We start from the raw sequence: 18,406 nt of genomic DNA on the forward strand, positions 1-18,406 counted from the left end.
GTTTCGGCGTGCGCGCCGCGCGAAGAGAGCCATGCGCGGCGTGCACCAGCGAACGGACTGTGGGTGGCGGCTTGAGTAGTCTGGAACGCAGGGACCGTGCATGGGCGCGATGTGGCGCCAGACGGCTTCGCGCTCCTCAACCAGCTCGCTTGCCATGGAAAACGTGCGTAATCTTCGCCAGGTCTTTGCCAGCCCCGTTCCGATTCGCCGCGACCGGGTCGCGGATGTGCCCGACGAGCGGCAACTTCAACGCTCTGCCAGGCATGGCGGGGTCCGGGCAGCCCGCATGCAGGAACCGATACTGTCCTGGTTGCGGCAGATCCTGGCGGAGCGGTTCGGACACCGCTTCCTGCTGCGCGACGACGGCAACGGATATGTCAGCCTCGGCATCGCGGACGACCCGCGCGTGATCGAAATTGCGAGCACGCCGGGCCAGTTCATCGATGGCGATGGCGGCAGCGACCTGTGCCATGGCACCTGGGACGCCGCGCTCGAAGGCTGGCAGCCCGCAATTGCAGGCGTGCTGCCCGCGCCCGGCCTGGCGGGCGTATCCGGTCCGCTGATCGAGCGCACAGCGGGTGGGTATCGCGTGCACTACGACATTCTGGGCTTCGCCTACTGGATGCTGACCCGGCAGGAGGAAGTCGGACGCAGCGACCTGGACGAGCATGGCCGCTTTCCCGCCACGGCATCGCACGCGTTCCGGCATGGCTATCTCGAGCGCCCGGTCGTCGACGAATGGCTGCACGTGCTGGGCCAGGTGATGGGCAGGCTTTGGCCAACGCTGCCGCTGGCCAGGCATCACTACCGCCTGTGCGTGTCGCACGATGTCGACATGCCCAGCCGCTACGGCTTCGTGCGCGCGAAGACCATGCTGCGGCGCATGGCCGCCGACGTGCTGAAGCACCGCGACTTTCATTCGGCGCTAACCGCCCCGCGCTTCTGGCGCGGCACACGCAGCACCCTGCACCCCGACGATCCGGCCAACACCTTCGACTGGATCATGAGCTTGTCCGAGTTCCAGGGCATCTCGAGTGCTTTCTATTTCATCTGCGGGCGCACGCATCCCGACCGCGATGCCGACTACGAGCCCGAGCATCCCGCCATCCGGCATCTCATGCGCCGCATCCACCTGCGCGGCCATGAAATCGGCCTGCATCCGAGCTACAACACCTATCTCGCGCCGGCGTCCCTGCAGCGCGAGGCCACACGCCTCAAGCGCGTCTGCGCCGAAGAAGGCATCGAGCAGCCAGCGTGGGGCGGCCGCATGCATTTCCTTCGCTGGGAGCAGCCGACGACGCTGCGCTACTGGGAAGACGCGGGCATGGACTATGACAGCACGCTCGGATATGCGGACCGGCCGGGCTTCCGCTGCGGCACGTGCTTCGAGTATCCGGCCTTCGATCCGGTGGCGCGCCATGCGCTGAAGATTCGGGTACGGCCGCTGATCGCGATGGAATGCACCATCATCGCCCAGCGCTACATGAACCTCGGCCTGGGCGATACCGCGCGTGCGAAGTTCACCGAACTGGTCGGCCGCTGCAAGGCCGTCAACGGCACCTTCACGCTGCTGTGGCACAACGCGGAACTGTGCACGCCGGCGCACCGCGCGCTGTACCGCGACGTGCTCGCGCAATTCTGAGACAACCGTGAGACGACCGTTAGACTACCGCGAGCCCCCCGCGCCGCGCGCGCGGCGGGCCGCCAGTGGATCAGGCCACTAGATGCCGAAGCGCATGCGCTTGGCGACGCGATCAAGACACCAGTCGATATTGGTACGCAGGCGGTACAGGTACCCCGGATCTTCGCCACCATGCGCGGCGACCAGGTGGTCCAGCAGCGTGCTCACCGGCACGAACCAGCCATCCTTGCCCGCAAGGTATTCGATGCGCTCCCGGAATGTCGGATCGACTTCCCCGTTCTTCACGAAGCCGTAGGCAAAGTGCGTGTAAACGATGCACACGCCGCCGCTTGCCTCGAGCGCATCGACATTTTCCTTGCGGATGAGGTTGTTGAACAGCGCCAGGTCATGCCCGTCCGACGAGCTGAACCAGTACTTGACCATTGGCTTGCTGGCGATGTGGTACGGCATGCGCCGGTCTTTCTCCAGCGTGTTGATGTGGTTGACCGTGATGTTGCGCACGTAGGTAATGCGGTCGCGGCAATAGTCGCCCCAGAAGTGCCGTGCGCGGGGATTGTCGCCGCCCGCCGGCGGCATCCTGCGCGTACGCGCGTAGTAGGCGAGCGTGTACAGCAGGTTGAACGGGAACTCGAAGCGCTTGGCCCACCAGTACACATTGTCGGGGTTCGACACATGGTTGACATGGACCTTGGGATAGCTGCCGAAGGTGCGCCGGAATTCCTCCAGTCCCGCGGCGATCTCCTCGCGCGTGAAAGCACCGTCGCCGACATTGTGCAGGCCGATCTCGAACCCGGTTCGCGCCAGCTGCAGCAGCCATTCGCGGTAGTCCGCGTCGGCCAGCGACTGCCCCGCGTACTCGCCGCGCGACGGATAGACCCATGTCGATTTCGTGGTGCGCAGGCCGCAGTCGGCCAGGAAGTCATAGACGGGCCTGGTGTTGGCCACCGTACCCATATCTGCGTCGTCGAAGACCGTGAATGCAAACCGCTTGCCGTCTGGAAGTTTCATGTCGTCGCCAATCCGGAACATGCTGTCTGATAGAGAGATAGGAAAACTGGACGTCGCTGCCGTGGTCAGACAGCCGCGATGAAGTCCAGGATTCGCGAGTACGTGTGGCCGCGATCGAACAGCCGGGCGGTCTCGTCGTCCACCGGTGGCAGGCTGGCCCTGCCGATCTCTCTCGCGGCACGGACAAAGTCGTCCACATTGCCGTCCTGGTAGTTCCGGTGCCCGACGCGGCGAATGATGGACATGGCCTCGTCGTCGGTCTGGGAATTCAGGATGGGCTTGCCCGCCAGGACGTAGTCGGCAAGCTTGTTGGTGATGGTCCCGCGCGAGGTGGACTTGATCGGGTTGATGGCGACGTCCATGCCCTTGACCAGCCCCACCATATCCTCCACCGCCAGGTAACCGTGGAAATGGGTGTTGCCGGCGGCCAGCGCACGTACGGCCTCCATGCTCGGCCCCCCGCCGATCACGTGAAGTTCGAAGTCCGGGTCGGTCGACGCGAGCGCGGCGAAGCCGCGCACCACGGTTTCCATGTCGTAGCTGTGGCTGACGGTGCCAAGGTAGAAGAACCTGACCTTGCCCTTGTCGAATACGCGGGCCTCGACGCTGCGCCACAAGTTCTCGTCCGCGCCGATATAGCACACCATGCCCGCGGCCTTCGCGTTCGCACGCCTGGCGCGCTGCAGGTAGGTCTGCGACACCGACACGAGCGCATCGGCACCGGCATAGGCCCGGTCCGCGCGCAGGGAAAACGGGTGCATCAGCGCCTGCATGCGATCGACCATGGGCAGCACGGCCAGCGACTCCGGCCACACGTCCTGGACGTCGATCACGAGCTTGAAGCCGAGTTCGCGCTTTGCCTGGCCAAGGAAGAGGTTGGTGGCGATCAGCGGGAACGCGGAGTAGACCAGGTCCACCTTGCTGGTACGGCAATACGCCTGCAGCCACTGGCGGAAGCTGCGCGCGAAGCAGCGGTGGCTCCAGAGCCGCGCGAGCGACACGTTACGGCGGTAGCCGGGCTCGTCCAGCAGCACGATCTCGTAGCCCTCGTCGCAGTCGATGTCGCTGCGCACGGTCTTGTCGAAATGCCGGAAGCGGCTGGTGACCAGCACCACCTCATGGTGCTGCGCCGCCAGCCTCGCGAGGTAGCGAAAGCGGTTGAAGTTGGCTTCCCCGGGAAGCGAACAGAACGGAGCCAGGATGATGATCTTCATGGTCGCATCTCGCGGCTGAATGAATCGCTGATTAGCGTGCTGAATCGACACATCAGGCGAGCATGCGCCGGTAGAAATCGACCAGCACCCGCCCTTCGGTGTTCCAGTTGAAGCGCTCCTCGACCGCCTTGCGCCCGTTCTCCCCCATCTGCTTGGCGCGCGCCGGGTTCTGAAGGATATAGGCGATGGCCTTTCCGATCTCTGCCGGGTTGTCGGGGTCCACCATCAGGCCCGCGTCCACTTCCGCCACGAAGCGCTTCCACGCGGGGAAGTTCGATGCAATCACCGGAATCCCGGCCGACATGTACTCGAAGAGCTTGTTCGGCTGCGATTCGTCATAGTTGGGCCGCGCCTTGAACAGCACCAGGCCGGCGCGCGAGTTCTCGAGGATCTCGGCCATTGCGGTCCGGTCCACCCAGCCGAAGTAGCGGACCTTGTCATACGACGGCATCGCCTGCAGTTCCGTTTCGAGCGCAGGCGGCGAAAACTTGCCGCCGAGCAGCAGCGTCGCCTCGGTACCGGCCAGCGCCTGCACCATCTCGTTCGAGCAGCGGATCTCCGCGATCACGCCGACGTACGCGACGCTGTTGGGTCGGTCCAGGTACTCGTTGCCCGATGCCGGCCGCAGCTCGCCGAGGATCGGGAAGTTCTGGACGCAGACCGTCTTGCGTGCCGGAAACCGGCGCGCAATGACCGGCGTCGCCGCCACAATGCCGGACAGCAGCCGGCCGCCCACCCACTCCACGACCTCGGCCACGCGCGACACCACCTGCCGCAGCGGGCGCGCCAGGTACTCCTTGGTCATGATGTCGCGCGGCACGTCCTCGTGCACGTCATAGACGACGCGATAGCCGAGCATGCGCAACACCAGGCCAAGCGGCAGCAGTTCGGGGTCATGGAAATGCACGACCTGGGGCCTGAGTGCCCGGACCTTGCGCAGGATGCCGAGATTGCCCGCAATGCCGCGCTTGAGCCGGCTCGCCGGCAGCTTGCCGATATCGTGGATCTGCACGCCTTCGTGGCCGGCATCGCCCTTGCCATCGGCCACCACCAGGCAGATTTCGAAGCCCGCCATCTGTTCGGCGAGCGTGCAGCATTCCTTGACCAGTATCCTGGTATCCGACCTCACGTGAACGGACGTCACGTGGCAAATCCTGGTGCTCATGCGCGGCTCCCCGTGTCCAGATACGTCGCTCGTCTCTTCACAGCAGACGGGCGATGCACTCGCCCGCGTCGCCATTGCCGTACAGGTTGCGGTGCGTGCCCATGTCGGCGGACTGCAGCGCCTGGTACGCGGACAGGATGCGTTGCGCGTCCGCGCCTGCGAGCCGGTTGACGCCGGCCTCCACAAGCTCGGTCCACTCGGTCTCTTCGCGCAGCGTCACGCACGGCTTGCCGTGGAAGTAAGCTTCCTTCTGCACGCCACCGGAATCCGTCAGCACGATGCGGCAGTTCATTTCCAGCCACAGCATTTCCATGTAGCCGACCGGGTCGCACACAATGACGCGGTCCGGCGCGACAATGCCGGCCGACTGCATGCGAGCGCGCGTGCGCGGATGCAGCGGCAGCACGACATGCAGCGGCAAGGCGGCCAGGCCGTCGAGAATGGCGCGCAGCCGCTCGTGGTTGTCCGTGTTCTCGGCGCGATGAATCGTGCACAGGGCGAAGCCGGCATCTTCCAGGTAGCGGCTCTGCGCGACCCCGGGCTGCCGTGCGCGTTCCCGGTAATGCATGGCAGCGTCGAACATCACATCGCCGACCAGGATGGTGCGCGCCGGGTCGACTCCCTCGCGCGACAGGTTGGCCATTGCCGTCTGCGTGGGCGCGAAGAGCCGCTCGCTGACGTGATCCGTGAGCACGCGGTTGATTTCCTCGGGCATGGCGCGATTGAACGAGCGCAGGCCCGCTTCCACGTGCCCCACAGGGATATGAAGCTTGACGGCGGCCAGCGCGCCGGCGAGCGTGCTGTCGGTATCGCCGTAGACCAGCACCTGCTCGGGGCGCTCCTCCAGCAGCAGCGCCTCGATGGCCTCGATCATGCGGCCCGTGTTCTGCCCATGCGTGCCGCCGCCGATGCCGAGGTTGAACCGTGGCCGCGGAATGTCGAGTTCTTCGAAGAACACGTCGGACATGTTCGCATCGTAGTGCTGGCCCGTATGGACGATCACTTCGTTGATGTCCGGCCGCACCTGCGCCAGCGCCCGCGATGTCACGGCCGCCTTCACGAACTGCGGTCGCGCGCCGATGATGGTAAGTAGCTTCATGATTTCCCCGGTAATGAAATCTGCTGCCTAATCTGCTGCTTCACTTCTTGTCAGTCACGACGGAAATCCCGGCCATCGGTCAATGGCGGCCGTGCCGTTGCAATGCAGGTCCCGCCTGGCGCCGAAGGCTGGCCGCATTTGCCGCGGCGCGCTCGCGCTGCGACAGTGCGCAGGCCACCGCGCCCCAGGCCACCGCAAAGACGGGATCGTTCACGGTCTTTGCCGTGATCGCCAGGAACACCGCGTACAGGCTGAAGATCATTGCCGTCGCGATGCATGGGTTGCGCGCACCGCCATGCAGCGCCATCAGGAACGACCGGATGGCCGCGTAGCCCAGCAGGAACACGAAGCCCGCGAACCCCAGCAGGCCATAGCTGACCCACGCGGAAAGCGCGTTGTGCGCGTAGTCGCCGATATCGCCCTGGTAGAGCTGCGACGCATAGTCGCCGAGCACCGGGTGTGTCGTGATGGTGTCGAGCGCGCGCCACAGCAGCTCGCCGCGTGCCTGGTAGGAGCTGTCCTGCGAAACCCTCAACAGCTCCAGGATGCGAGAGTCTCCGCCCAGCACATTGAATGACACCGCCAGGTACCCGATCGTCAGGACGCCTGCCGGCAGCCACAGCAGCGTCAACGGCGAAATCCCTTCACGCATGACGATGAACAGCATGGCGATGAGGATGAACCCGACGAACTCCGAGCGCGCGCCCAGCAGGAACAACAGCGGAACGGTCACGGCGACCACGGCCGCGGTGCGCATGCCGCGCGTGAGCGTCAGCAGCAGGAATGCCACCAGCGTCGCGGAGCGGGCAAAGCCCTGGTAATCCGACACCGGCACCCCGTCGCCGGCAAGCGTTTCCGTGTCGAAGAACATTCCGTCGGAGCCGTACACGGCAATCGCAAGGAACACGGGCAGCGACACGGCAAGCACGATGCGCAGCCACCTGTGATCCAGGTTCAGGTTGCGCATGCCGAGATAGATGGCCTGCCAGAGGAAGATGGCCGCGATGTTGTAGTAGTAGTACGCGTAGGACGTCTGCACGCCGTCGCCGAACGAAAAGTGGGCCTGCGTCCAGCAGATCAGGAACAACGAGTACAGGAACACGGCCTTGTCGATGAACAGCAGCGGTTCGCGCCGCGTCACCACATTGATGAAGTTCAGCAGCAGCACGGGCACGCCGAAGGCTACGGCCACCTGGCCGATATAGCCGCCCAGCACAGGAGGAATGACACCGAGCGCAAGGCCGGAGTGATACAGGAAGTAGCCCGGGAAAAGCAGCACGACCAGGACGCCGGAGGCGAGCGACAGCCATTCACGCCGGTCGGGAAGCCGACTCGACCATGAGCGTGGCCTGGCGCGGCGCGATGTCAGTCTTGATAGCGTGGCCATCTCCGTTCCTCCTACCATGTGCCGGTCCTGCGTTCACGGTAGAGCCACCCCGCCGAGAGGATCATGAAATAGCAGGCGGCAAGCCCGGTACGCACGTCGACACTGCCATCGAACAGGTACAGCGCCGGCGCCGCGCAGAGCAGGAACAGCAGGATCTTGCGAATGTCATGCATGAGCATGGCCGGCAAGCCCACCCCGACGCGGGACATGAACAACGTGAGCATGGCCAGGTAGGCGACCGCACTGACCACGCAGAATGCCTGCACGCTGGTGTTCCCCGGCACGCTCCACACATAGCAGACGGCGAGCGTGACAGCGCGCATCGAGAAGGTAATGAAGTTGGCCGCGAGCTCCATCTTCTGGGCCTCGAGAATCTGCGCGAGCGGCGAGATCGGCGAGACCTGGAACTGCAGGTAGATCCACGGCGCCATCCAGCGCGCATAGACACCGGCCTGGCGCCACTTTTCGCCGAAGACGGCGGCAAACAAGTCGGGCCCCGACACGGTCAGCAGCACCAGTGCGGGGATACCGACCACTGCAAGCTTGCGGCGCATCTCTTCGACGACTGCGGCCAGCCGGCCTTCGCGCAGTGCGGCCGGCGCGTGTGCAATGAACACGTTGCAGAGTGCCGCGCCGATCAGCGTGGTCGGCCCCTGTACCAGCCGCAGGGCAAACGCAAAATAGCCCACCACGATCGTGCCGAACAACGCGGAGAACACCAGCGGCACCAGCTGCACCCCTGCCACGTTGAACATGACCCCCCACGTGGAGAAGAGCGGGAAGTTCCGGTAACGGCTCGCGACAGCGGCGATACCCGCCCACGAGACCCCGCCTCCGCGTTGGCGGATTTCGCGGACGATGTACTGCCCGGCGCCCAGGCTCTGCCCGACGATGGCGCCCGCGATCAGGCTCAGCACGCCAAAGCTGTATCCGCCGAGCTGGATGCCGTTGCTGGTGGCCGACTGCAGCAGCTTGGTCTTGGCCAGGCGGCTGAAATGGTGGCTGCGCACCATCCATTTCTCGGTGACCGCAAAGATTCCCGCGGCGAAGATTCCCACCGGCAGCAGCCAGATGTAGCCGCTCGCATGCTCCCAGTTCAGCACATCGGCGATTTCATCGCCGAAGCACAGAATCACCAGCGTGCAGAGCAAGCTGGTGACGGTCAGGCACACGACGGACAGCGCGACCACGTTCTCGGCTTCGGCATCGCTGGCGGGCAGCGCGATGGCCAGCTCGTAGCGCAGGCAGGCCAGCACGCTGACGCATACGAGCATTGCCGTGAATACGGCGAGCGTGCCGAAGTCGTGCGGGTCGTAGAGGCGCGTCAGGATCGGCGAAACCGCCAGCGTGAGCAACTGGGCCCCGGCCGAGCCACCGATCAGCATGCCGACGCTGCGGCCGACTGGCTGGCGCCCGTGCGCTTCAACTGCCACCGCAACCGGCTGCTTGCTCACGTTGGCCCCCGCATTCAGAAGGCCCCCATTACCGTGCGCTGCTGCTCGGCAGTCAGGTACGGATGCATGGGAATGCTGATGACTTGCCCGGCCAGTGCATCGCCCACTGGCAACGCGCGCGAAGCATCCGCGACGGCCGGCTGCCGGTTCAGCGGCACGGGATAGTGGATGGCGGTGGGGATGCCCGCCGCCTCGAGCCGGCCCTGCAGCGCATCGCGGTCCGGCACGCACACCGTGTATTGCGCGTACACGCTGCGGTTGTGCGGCTCCACATGCGGGCCCTGGCAATCCGGATGGCCGGCGAGCAGTGCGTCATAGCGCCCCGCCACTTCCTGGCGCAGCGCCAGCTCTTCCTCCAGGATCTCCAGCTTGGGCAACAGGATCGCGGCCTGCAGCGTGTCCAGGCGGCTGTTGACGCCTACCCTCACGTGGTAATACCGCCGTTGCTGCCCGTGCCGCGCAATCTGCCGGATCGCCGTGGCCAGCGCTTCATCGCTGGTGAAGAGCGCACCACCATCGCCGTAGCAGCCCAGCGGCTTGCTCGGGAAGAAACTGGTACAGGCGATCGTCGATACGTTGCAGCTGCGGCGGCCCTTGTAGGTAGCCCCGAAGCTCTGCGCGGCGTCCTCGATCACGGCAATGCCATGCCGCGCGGCCACCGCGTTGATCGCATCGAAATCCGCGCACTGTCCGTACAGGCTCACGGGCACGATTGCGCGCGTGCGCGGCGTGATCGCGCCCTCCAGCGCCTGCGGGTCCAGGTTGAACGTGCGCGCATCCACGTCCGCGTAGACGGGCTTCGCGCCCAGCAGTGCCGCGGCCTCGGCCACAGCGATGTAGGAGAAGCCCGGCGTGACCACTTCATCGCCGGGGCCGACGCCCAGCGCCATCAGCGCGATCTGCAGCGCGTCCGTGCCGTTGGCGCAGGTGATGCAGTAGCGCGCGCCCGTGTAGGCAGCGAGCTTCTCTTCGAGCTCACCCACCTCGGGGCCGAGGATGTACTTGCCGTGGGCCAGCACGCGCTGGATGCCCGCGTCGATCTGCGACTTGATGCGCGCCTGCTGTTCGCGGAGGTCAATGAGTTCCATCATGGCCGCCTCACCGTACAGAAGCGACGGCTGCCGCCGGCTCGGTTTCGACAGCGACTTTGCGCACGGTCGCCCCATCCAGTACATAGCGCTGCCCGCTGTGCGGACACAATGCCTGTGCGTGGCCATGCAGCGGCAGGTCGAGCTGCTCGCCGAACTCGCTCATCCATCCCGCGTGGCGCGCCGGCACGCCCAGCATCAGCGCATAAGCGGGGACATCGCGGTTGACCACCGCACCGGCGCCGACGAAGGCAAACTCGCCGATCGTCACGCCGCAGACGATGGTGCAGTTCGCGCCAAGCGTGGCACCGCGGCGGACCACCGTGTTGCGGTACTCGGCCTTGCGGTTCACTGCCGAGCGCGGGTTGTAGACGTTGGTGAAGACCATGCTCGGCCCGCAGAACACGTCGTCTTCGAGCGTGACGTTGTCGTAGACCGAGACGTTGTTCTGCACCTTGACGCCATCGCCGATGCGGACGGCATTCCCGACGAACACGTTCTGGCCGAACGAGCAGTCGCGGCCGATGCGCGCCCCCGCGCAGATGTGGACAAAATGCCAGACGCGCGAGCCGTCGCCGATCTGCGCGCCATCGTCCACAATGGCCGACGGATGTATCTGAACAGACATGTCCGGCTCCTTACACGTGCAGGTGACGCAGGAATGGATGCCCCTCGTTGTCGCGCGCGGGAACGGCACGCGCGGTCCGGATCTCGTTCACGGTTTCCACGCAGTGCCTCGCGTCTTCCAGGCCAAAGCCGCGGCCGGCCAGGATTTCGCGGTAGCTGACCGTGTGCAGTTCCGTGAAGCCATCCGAGAACTCGACCTCGGCGCCATCCATCGTGATGCTGCGATAGGTGGACTTCTTGCCGCGCACAGTCTCGGGAAGGTCGCCCGCATCGATCGAGAGAAACCAGCGCACCCGAGCGCGCTCGTACTCGAGATAACCCGCCGCTTTCTCTGTGGCGCTGTGGTGGATCGTGCTGCGCTGCAGGCGGCCGAAGACAAAATGCAGCATGTCGAAGAAATGCACGCCGATGTTGGTCGCCAGGCCGAAGGACTTGCGCGGGTCGCCTTTCCAGCTCTCCATGTACCACTTGCCACGCGACGTGATGTACGTCAGGTCCACCTCGTGCTTGCTGGTGCGCGTGTCGGCCGCCACCTTCTCGCGCAAGCCGACGATGGCATCGTGGTGGCGCAGCTGCAGGATGTTGAACACGCGCCGGCCCGTCTCCTTCTCCACCGTGGCCAGCTCGTCGAGATGCTCGGGCGTGGGCACCAGCGGCTTTTCGCAGATCACATCGCACCCGAGCCGCATGCCGGTGCTGGCATGCGGCTGGTGCAGATAGTTCGGCGAACAGATTGCAACGTAGTCCAGCGCCGTTTCCGGTTGCCTGCCCAGGCGGCACGCGTGGTCGTGGAAGCGCTCGAATTCCGTGAAGAATTCGCTCTGCGGCGAGATGCTGTCGATAATGCCGACCGAATCATTGATGTCGTAGGCCGACACCAGCGTATTGCCGGTGTCCCGGATGGCCATCATGTGGCGAGGCGCAATGTAGCCAGCGGCGCCGATCAGTGCAAAGCGTTTCAAGATGCCTCCCCCGTCGCTCAGGCTTTCACGATGTTCGGTGCCGGCATGCGGTACTTGCCGCGGCTGTCCACCAGCAGCTGTGCGCGCTGGCGGATCAGCAGGTAATCGAACGCGTCATGGTCGGTGGCCAGCACCACGGCGTCGTATTCCGCGACCGTGTCGCCATCGAGCGCCACGCTGGACAAGTCAAAATGGTGCTCGCGCATCCGTGGGAACACGGGAACATGCGGATCGCTGTACTCGACGTTCCCGCCGCGCGCGCGGATCAGTTCCATGATGTCCACCGCCGGCGATTCGCGCATGTCGTCCACGTTCTTCTTGTAGGCAATGCCAAGCACCAGCACGCGCGATCCCTTGAGCGGCTTGCCACGCTGGTTCAGGCCTTCCACGAGCCGGCCGACCACGTATTCGGGCATCGCCTTGTTGACCTCGCCGGACAGTTCGATGAAGCGCGTATGCAGGCCGTATTCGCGTGCCTTCCACGTGAGGTAGAAGGGATCGATCGGGATGCAATGGCCGCCCAGGCCGGGGCCCGGATAGTACGGCGTGAACCCGAACGGCTTGGTGGACGCGGCGTCGACCACTTCGAAGATGTCGATGCCCATGCGGGTCGCGACGATCTTCATCTCGTTGACCAGGCCGATATTCACGGCGCGGTGGATGTTCTCGAGCAGCTTGGTCATTTCCGCCGCCTTGGTCGAGCTCACCGGCACCACGCGGTCGATCGCCGCTTCATAGAGCGCAACCCCCACGTCGCGGCACACCAGCGTATGGCCGCCGACCACCTTGGGAATGCTGCGCGTCTCGAACTTGCCGTTGCCCGGATCTTCGCGCTCGGGCGAATAGACCAGGAAAATTTCGCTGCCGACTTCCAGACCGGATTCCTGCATGCGCGGCAGCAGTTCTTCTTCCGTCGTGCCGGGATAGGTCGTGCTCTCCAGCGACACCACCTGGCCGGCGCGCAGGTATGGCTTGATGGCGTCGGTGGTGTTGATGACGAAGCTCATGTCGGGCTCGCGGTGCCGGTTGAGCGGTGTCGGCACGCACAGGATGACGGCGTCGCATTCGCTGACGCGTTCGAAATCCGTCGTCGCCTCGAAGCCGGCCTCGCGCGCCCGGCCGATGCTCTTCGCCGTGATGTGTTCGATATAGCTCTGCCCAGCATTGAGCTTGCGAACCTTTTCCTCGTCGATGTCGATACCCAGCACCCGGAAGCCGATCGCGCTGTAACGCAGCATCAGCGGCAGCCCGACATAGCCCAGGCCAACGATGCCAATAATGGATTCCCGATCCCGGATCCGCTCGATAAGCGATGCTGCTGTAGGACTCGACATGGCTGGATTTACCTCGAGTTGTTGTTGTGCTGCGGAACGAACCGCCCCCTCCCCGCGGAGCCCGGTGCCGGCGGTGCATGCGCACCCAGCGCAAGTGCGGATGTCTCTTTTCCGCGCGGCGCGCAGGCGCCTTTCCGGCAGGCAGAACTCCGCCTTGATTCTAGGTTTGCCATCCGTTGCAGAGAGGCGTGCACTGTTGGCGGCCGCACAATGCTTGCGGCGTCGGCCACGTCATGCTTGCGACATCCGCAAAAACGACGGCGAAAACGGCGGCAAACACAGGCTATTGGAATCGGTGATCGGCAGGCATCGTCCGAAAGGGCTGGGCCGACAGGCGGAGACGTATTGCCGGAATGCCGTACGGGATCCGAAAGGACTAACAAGTCGCTCGCGGCGCATGTGCCCCCTTGCATCCGGACAGCCGCATGCAGCAGGGCGCTCAGCCATTGGTATGAAGGCGCCGCGCATCCCTGCTTGCGCGGCTCATGCAAAAGGTGCAAGCGGTGCCTGCGGGCCCTGCCGCTGTGGCTTTTCCGGCCTTTGGCCAATGTGCGAGAACGCACCGATGGTCGTGGACCAGCTTTCTACGATCTGATCGTCGCCGCGCGATGTCGTGTTGGCATTTGAAGGAGACTTCCGTGAGCTCTAGCCCCGACAGAACCGCTGTCCCGCTACGCCATCCGCGTCGCTGGACCGCACTTACGATGATGGCCTGTGCGGCGTTGCTGTCCGCATGCGCTGCTTCACCAGGCATGTACTTCGACAGCAAGGCCGCGGTCACGGCGGTGGGTCCTGACGCCGCGCCGAAGGTCACGCCCATCACCATGGACCTGGTCAACGAACTGAAAAAGAAGTCCCGCAACGAGAACCAGGGCGTGGAGGAGTTGTTTGCCAAGCCCACCCCGTATCTGATCGGCCCGGGCGACATCATCTCCGTGGTGGTGTGGGACCACCCCGAGCTGGTCTTCCCGACCCAGACCTATAGCATCGGCGCGGCGTTCGAAATCCCGCAGTCGAGCGGCGGGGCCAACGTTCCAGGCTATGTCGTCAGCGCACAAGGGGATATCCAGTTCCCGTATGCCGGCGTCATGAAGGTGGCGGGCCGTACCGCCAATGACGTGCGCGACCAGATGGCGCGCATCCTGGCGCGCGTGGTGCGGGATCCGCAGATGACCGTGCGCGTGCTCGGCTTCCGCAGCCAGCGCATCTATGTCGACGGCGAGGTGCGTACGCCCGGCATGCAGGCGATCGACGACGCGCCCATGACGCTCGTCGAAGCGCTCAACCGCGCGGGCGGCGTGCTGAACCAGACCGGCGACAACAGCCGTGTGCGCGTGACGCGCGGCGAACGCAGCTGGTACGTCAACATTCCGGCGCTGCTGGCCAAGGGCGTCGACCCGGCCCAGATCATGCTGCGCTCGGGCGATATCGTGCGGGTCGAGCAGCGCGAGGACAACAAGATCTTCGTCACCGGCGAAGTCGTGCGACCCAGTTCGCTGCTGATGCGCAATGGCCGCATGACACTCAACGAGGCACTGGGCGACGCCGGCGGCGTCAATCCCCAATCGGCCAACGCGGAGCAGATATTCGTGATCCGCAGGGCCGCTGACGGCGAGCCCAAGGTGTACCACCTCGACAGCAATTCGCCCGTGGCACTGGCGATCGCCGAAGGTTTCGAGCTGGAGCCGAAGGACGTGGTGTACGTCGATGCCCGCGAACTGGTGCGATGGAGCCGTGTGATCAACCTGTTGCTGCCAGCAACACAGCCGGTGATCAGCACCGCCACCGGCTTCCGCTAGCCATACCACCGACAGCCATGATCCATTCCATCCTGGTGATCTGCACTGGCAATATCTGCCGCAGCCCGATGGCAGCCGGCCTGCTTCAGCGGGCGCTGCCGGGCTACGCGGTATCGTCCGCCGGGCTGGCCCCGCCGGTCGGCGCACCGGCGGATCCGCGCGCGGCGCTGCTGCTTGCGCGCGAGGGTTGCGATCTGGCCGGGCACCGCGCACGCGCGGTCGACAACTCGCTCGTCAATGCGGCGGACCTGGTCCTGGTCATGGACTACGACCAGCGTACGGAAATGGCGCGCCAGTTTCCGCATGCGCGCGGAAAGATCTATCGCATCGGCGAATTCATTCAGGTGGATGTGCCGGATCCATACGGCTGTTCGCAGAACATGTTCAGCATCGTACTGGAGCTAATCAAACTGGGAATCGCTTCTTGGCTGACTCAGCTCGAAACCACTGAGGCGGCCACTAGCCACGGGGACGCATCATGAATACAGTCGACACACGATTGAGCCATTCGGGTGACCAGGAGCAGGCGGGACAAGGCGGAGGCGACATGACCGCGGTCTTCGACGTGCTGGTGCGCTACCGCAAGACCTTTGCGGTGGTCGTCGGCGGTATCGTGACCTCGGGCCTGCTCTACTCGCTGCTCGCCAGCCCGGTCTACCGCACGGACATCATGGTGCAGGTGGAAGAGCCTGGCGGCACGGCCATGCCGAGCCGGCTGATCGCCGGCGTCTCGCCGATCTTCGACGTCAAGCCCGCGCCCACCGCCGAAATGGAACTGCTGCGCTCGCGCCTGGTGGTAGGCAAGGCGGTCGAGGACCTGCACCTGTACATCGACGCAACGCCACGCTATCTGCCGCTGATCGGTCCGGCCATCGCCGGCTTCAACAAGGGGCTTTCGACGCCGGGGCTGTTCGGGTGGGGCGGCTTCGCCTGGGGCCGCGAGGCCATCGATGTCCAGGAGCTCGACGTGCCTCCCGAGCTGGAAGACAAGAAGATCATGCTGACCGCGCTCGGCGAGAACCGCTACCGGGTCGAGATCCCTGACGAAAAGCCGGCCACCGGCACTGTCGGCGCGCCGCTGCTGGTTGCAGGCACGCACGGCAACGTCAAGCTGCTGGTCAACCGCATCGACGGCAGGGCCGGCAGCCAGTTCGTGCTGTGCCGCTCCTCGTACGCGGAGACGGTCGAACGCCTGCAGGAAAAGCTGATGATCGGCGAACGCGGCAAGCAGAGCGGGATGATCGGCGTCGCCCTGGAGGGCAAGTCGCCATCGCTGACCGTGGCCATCCTCAACGAGATCGGGAACGCCTACGTGCAGCAGAACCTGCAACGCAAGGCGGCGGAGGCCGAGAAATCGCTGTCCTTCCTCGAACAGCAGCTGCCGCAGCTCCGGCAACAGGTTGAAACGGCGGAATCGCGCTACAACGCCATGCGCAACCAGCGCGGCACGGTCGACCTCAGCGAGGAATCGAAGCTGATGCTGGCGCAGTCGGTCCAGATCCAGACCCGGCTGCAGGAACTGCGTCAGCGCCGGCAGGAGCTCGCCGCGCGGTTCATGCCGAATCACCCCGCGATCGAAATGGTGGACAACCAGATCGCCGGCCTGTCGGGTCAGCTTGGCGGTGTCACGGGCAAGATCCAGAAGCTGCCTGACGTCGAGCAGAACGTCCTGCGGCTGATGCGCGACGTCAAGGTCAGCACCGAGATGCTGCAATCGCTGCTGAACGACGTCCAGCAACTGAAGCTGATGAAGGCGAGCAAGGTCGGTACCGCGCGCATGGTGGATCCCGCAGACCTGCCGACCGAGCCGGTGCGTCCGAACCGCAAGCTGATTGCCGCGCTGTCGGTGCTGCTGGGCCTGTTCTCAGGGATCATGGCGGTGCTGGCCCGGCATGTGCTCGAAGGCGGCATCTCCGATGCCGACGAAATCGAGCGCAAGACCGGCATGACGGTCTACGCGACCATTCCCTACAGCGAACAGCAGGCGAAGTCGCAGTTGGGCAATGAAGCCGACGGGCTGCTGGCACGCGACCAGCCCGACGACCCGGCCGTGGAAAGCCTGCGCAGCTTCCGTACCGCATTGCAGTTTGCGCTGGGCGGAAGCGGCAATCGCGTGGTGGTGCTTGCCGGCCCTGCGCCCGGCGTGGGCAAGTCCTTTGTCTGCGCGAACTTCGCGACCGTTGCCGCGACTGGCCGGCGCGTGGTGCTGATCGACGCCGACCTGCGGCGCGGCGGGCTGCACAATCGCTTCGACGTCAAGCGCAGCCCGGGTCTGACCGACCTGCTGATGGGCGCGCCGCTGGATCGCGTGGTGCATCGCCAGGTAGCGCCAGGACTGGACTTCATTCCCACGGGTACGGAGCCCCCGCACGCCGCAGACGTGCTGCTGAGCCCGGGTATGGATTCATTGCTAGCCGAACTGCGGTCGCGCTATGACCTGATCCTGATCGATACACCACCGGTGCTGGCGGCATCGGATGCCGGCATCCTGGCCGGCAAGGCCGGCGCGGTGTTCATGGTGGCGCGTGCGGAGACCACCACGATCGGAGAGCTCGTCGCTTCGCAACGCGCGCTGGAGCAGGCGGGTGCGCAGGTCAAGGGGGTGCTGTTCAATGGCCTCAAGGTGGAAGGGCGGTGGTATCGGTCGCACTATGCGTTTGGGAAGTATCGGTATTTGAGTGAGTATGGGAAGTATGGGGCGGAGTCTAAGCGGGCTTGATGGGAAGTGAGAGGTGGAATGGCTGCGCCGCTGGTTGGGGGCGCAGCTGTTTTTTTTGGTTTTCGTTTTTGGCGGGCGCCGCTGTTTCGCCGGCGTAGCCGGCGGGAGTTTTGTGGTCGGGATCGGGTTGTCGCTCTTGGCAGGCGCCGCTGTTTCGCCGGCGTAGCCGGCGACCTACTCTTTTGTCCGAGCGACAAAAGAGTAGGCAGAAAAGCGCGTCGTTGCCGCTGGCCATCAATTCCACGGCGGCAGGGGTTCAAACGGCTTTGGACGCCTGCTACGGTGGTCAGCCGTTCGACCCTGCTACGCCATGTGAGTCAGAACCTGTGCCTGGCGCGGCACGGCGTTTGGACGATCCCCAAGACGGACTCGGGTACAGCGTTTCAATCAGGTCAGTGGTGGGACGCCTTCGGCTGCGCTGCGCGCACGGCGTCGTCGGGAGGCGAGCTCATCAACGTCGCTGGCGCTCAGGTTCGTCCAAGGCCCTTTCTCTACTTCGGCATGCCATGCGCGGGCATGTCCCCGAGGCGTGGTTTGCCTTGGGCCTGCGTGCTCAGACTAGGGCTCTGCGCGCAGCGCAGCCGAAGGCGATCACACGATATCGGTAGCAGCAGGGGCCACAGACGCTTGCAGGGCTCGTTCAATCAGCGCCATATTCCTGACCACGGTGGTGCCCCACGCGGCAGGCAGCGTAACGCACTCTGAAGCCCATACCCGTACAACACCCTTGGCACACTACGATAAAAATTCGCCCCTTTGGGGCAAGCCTGACGCGCTTTTGCCTACTTTTGTCGCTCCCCTCCATGTCAGGATAGTTGTCGCCTCGCCGCCTTTCGATGAAGGACAATGGGGGGCGGAAGCGGTTTGGAGATGAAACGCTATCCGGCGGAGTTCAAGGAGTGGATGGT

General features: G+C 64.9%; 14 protein-coding genes. 4 read left to right on the forward strand and 10 right to left on the reverse strand.

Annotation, left to right across the window (positions count from 1 at the left end; all coding sequences use genetic code 11):
* Positions 1–286: 286 nt before the first annotated feature.
* Entirely contained in the window at positions 287–1,642 is a 1,356-nt protein-coding gene (locus tag KHO41_RS10520) for a polysaccharide deacetylase family protein (RefSeq protein WP_211953219.1), read from the forward strand.
* Positions 1,643–1,720: 78 nt separating this feature from the next.
* Here KHO41_RS10520 and KHO41_RS10525 read toward each other — a convergent pair whose 3' ends face one another.
* From KHO41_RS10525 to wbpA, 10 genes are all read right to left on the reverse strand, one after another.
* Positions 1,721–2,650: a hypothetical protein gene (locus tag KHO41_RS10525; RefSeq protein ID WP_211953220.1), complete on the reverse strand. Its 930-nt coding sequence runs from the start codon at positions 2,648–2,650 to the stop codon at positions 1,721–1,723.
* Positions 2,651–2,715: 65 nt separating this feature from the next.
* Positions 2,716–3,864 carry a glycosyltransferase gene (locus KHO41_RS10530; RefSeq protein WP_211953221.1) on the reverse strand — a complete coding sequence of 383 codons (1,149 nt, stop codon included), beginning with the start codon at positions 3,862–3,864 and terminating at the stop codon, positions 2,716–2,718.
* Positions 3,865–3,916: 52 nt separating this feature from the next.
* Positions 3,917–5,029, reverse strand: a complete 1,113-nt coding sequence (locus KHO41_RS10535) for a glycosyltransferase (protein WP_211953222.1) — start codon at positions 5,027–5,029, stop codon at positions 3,917–3,919.
* Between the two features lie 37 nt (positions 5,030–5,066).
* On the reverse strand, positions 5,067–6,128 hold the full coding sequence (wecB, locus tag KHO41_RS10540; RefSeq protein ID WP_211953223.1) for a non-hydrolyzing UDP-N-acetylglucosamine 2-epimerase: 1,062 nt from the start codon (positions 6,126–6,128) through the stop codon (positions 5,067–5,069).
* Positions 6,129–6,207: 79 nt separating this feature from the next.
* Positions 6,208–7,515: an O-antigen ligase family protein gene (locus tag KHO41_RS10545; protein ID WP_211953224.1), complete on the reverse strand. Its 1,308-nt coding sequence runs from the start codon at positions 7,513–7,515 to the stop codon at positions 6,208–6,210.
* Between the two features lie 11 nt (positions 7,516–7,526).
* On the reverse strand, positions 7,527–8,969 hold the full coding sequence (locus tag KHO41_RS10550) for an oligosaccharide flippase family protein (RefSeq protein ID WP_211953225.1): 1,443 nt from the start codon (positions 8,967–8,969) through the stop codon (positions 7,527–7,529).
* Between the two features lie 14 nt (positions 8,970–8,983).
* Complete coding sequence (locus tag KHO41_RS10555) at positions 8,984–10,060, reverse strand: DegT/DnrJ/EryC1/StrS family aminotransferase (protein ID WP_211953226.1); 1,077 nt, start codon at positions 10,058–10,060, stop codon at positions 8,984–8,986.
* Between the two features lie 7 nt (positions 10,061–10,067).
* Positions 10,068–10,685, reverse strand: coding sequence for an acyltransferase (locus KHO41_RS10560; RefSeq protein WP_211953227.1), 618 nt, complete (start codon positions 10,683–10,685; stop codon positions 10,068–10,070).
* Between the two features lie 10 nt (positions 10,686–10,695).
* Positions 10,696–11,646: a Gfo/Idh/MocA family oxidoreductase gene (locus KHO41_RS10565; RefSeq protein WP_211953228.1), complete on the reverse strand. Its 951-nt coding sequence runs from the start codon at positions 11,644–11,646 to the stop codon at positions 10,696–10,698.
* A 17-nt stretch (positions 11,647–11,663) separates the two neighbouring features.
* Positions 11,664–12,980 (reverse strand): UDP-N-acetyl-D-glucosamine 6-dehydrogenase, encoded by a 1,317-nt coding sequence (gene wbpA, locus KHO41_RS10570; protein WP_211953229.1) that lies wholly within the window; start codon positions 12,978–12,980, stop codon positions 11,664–11,666.
* A gap of 707 nt (positions 12,981–13,687) precedes the next feature.
* On the opposite strand from wbpA, the gene KHO41_RS10575 reads away from it, so the two are divergent.
* The 3 genes from KHO41_RS10575 to KHO41_RS10585 are packed head-to-tail and all read left to right on the forward strand — an operon-like array spanning position 13,688 to position 17,498.
* The gene (locus tag KHO41_RS10575) at positions 13,688–14,779 is read left to right on the forward strand and encodes a polysaccharide biosynthesis/export family protein (protein ID WP_211953241.1); all 1,092 of its coding nucleotides are present in this window, start codon (positions 13,688–13,690) and stop codon (positions 14,777–14,779) included.
* A 17-nt stretch (positions 14,780–14,796) separates the two neighbouring features.
* On the forward strand, positions 14,797–15,261 hold the full coding sequence (locus tag KHO41_RS10580) for a low molecular weight protein-tyrosine-phosphatase (protein WP_211953230.1): 465 nt from the start codon (positions 14,797–14,799) through the stop codon (positions 15,259–15,261).
* Positions 15,258–17,498: a polysaccharide biosynthesis tyrosine autokinase gene (locus tag KHO41_RS10585; RefSeq protein WP_376989870.1), complete on the forward strand. Its 2,241-nt coding sequence runs from the start codon at positions 15,258–15,260 to the stop codon at positions 17,496–17,498. The genes KHO41_RS10580 and KHO41_RS10585 overlap by 4 nt, the downstream gene beginning before the upstream one ends.
* Positions 17,499–18,406: the final 908 nt, after the last annotated feature.

This window comes from Cupriavidus numazuensis (assembly GCF_905397435.1).
Lineage (GTDB): Bacteria > Pseudomonadota > Gammaproteobacteria > Burkholderiales > Burkholderiaceae > Cupriavidus > Cupriavidus numazuensis.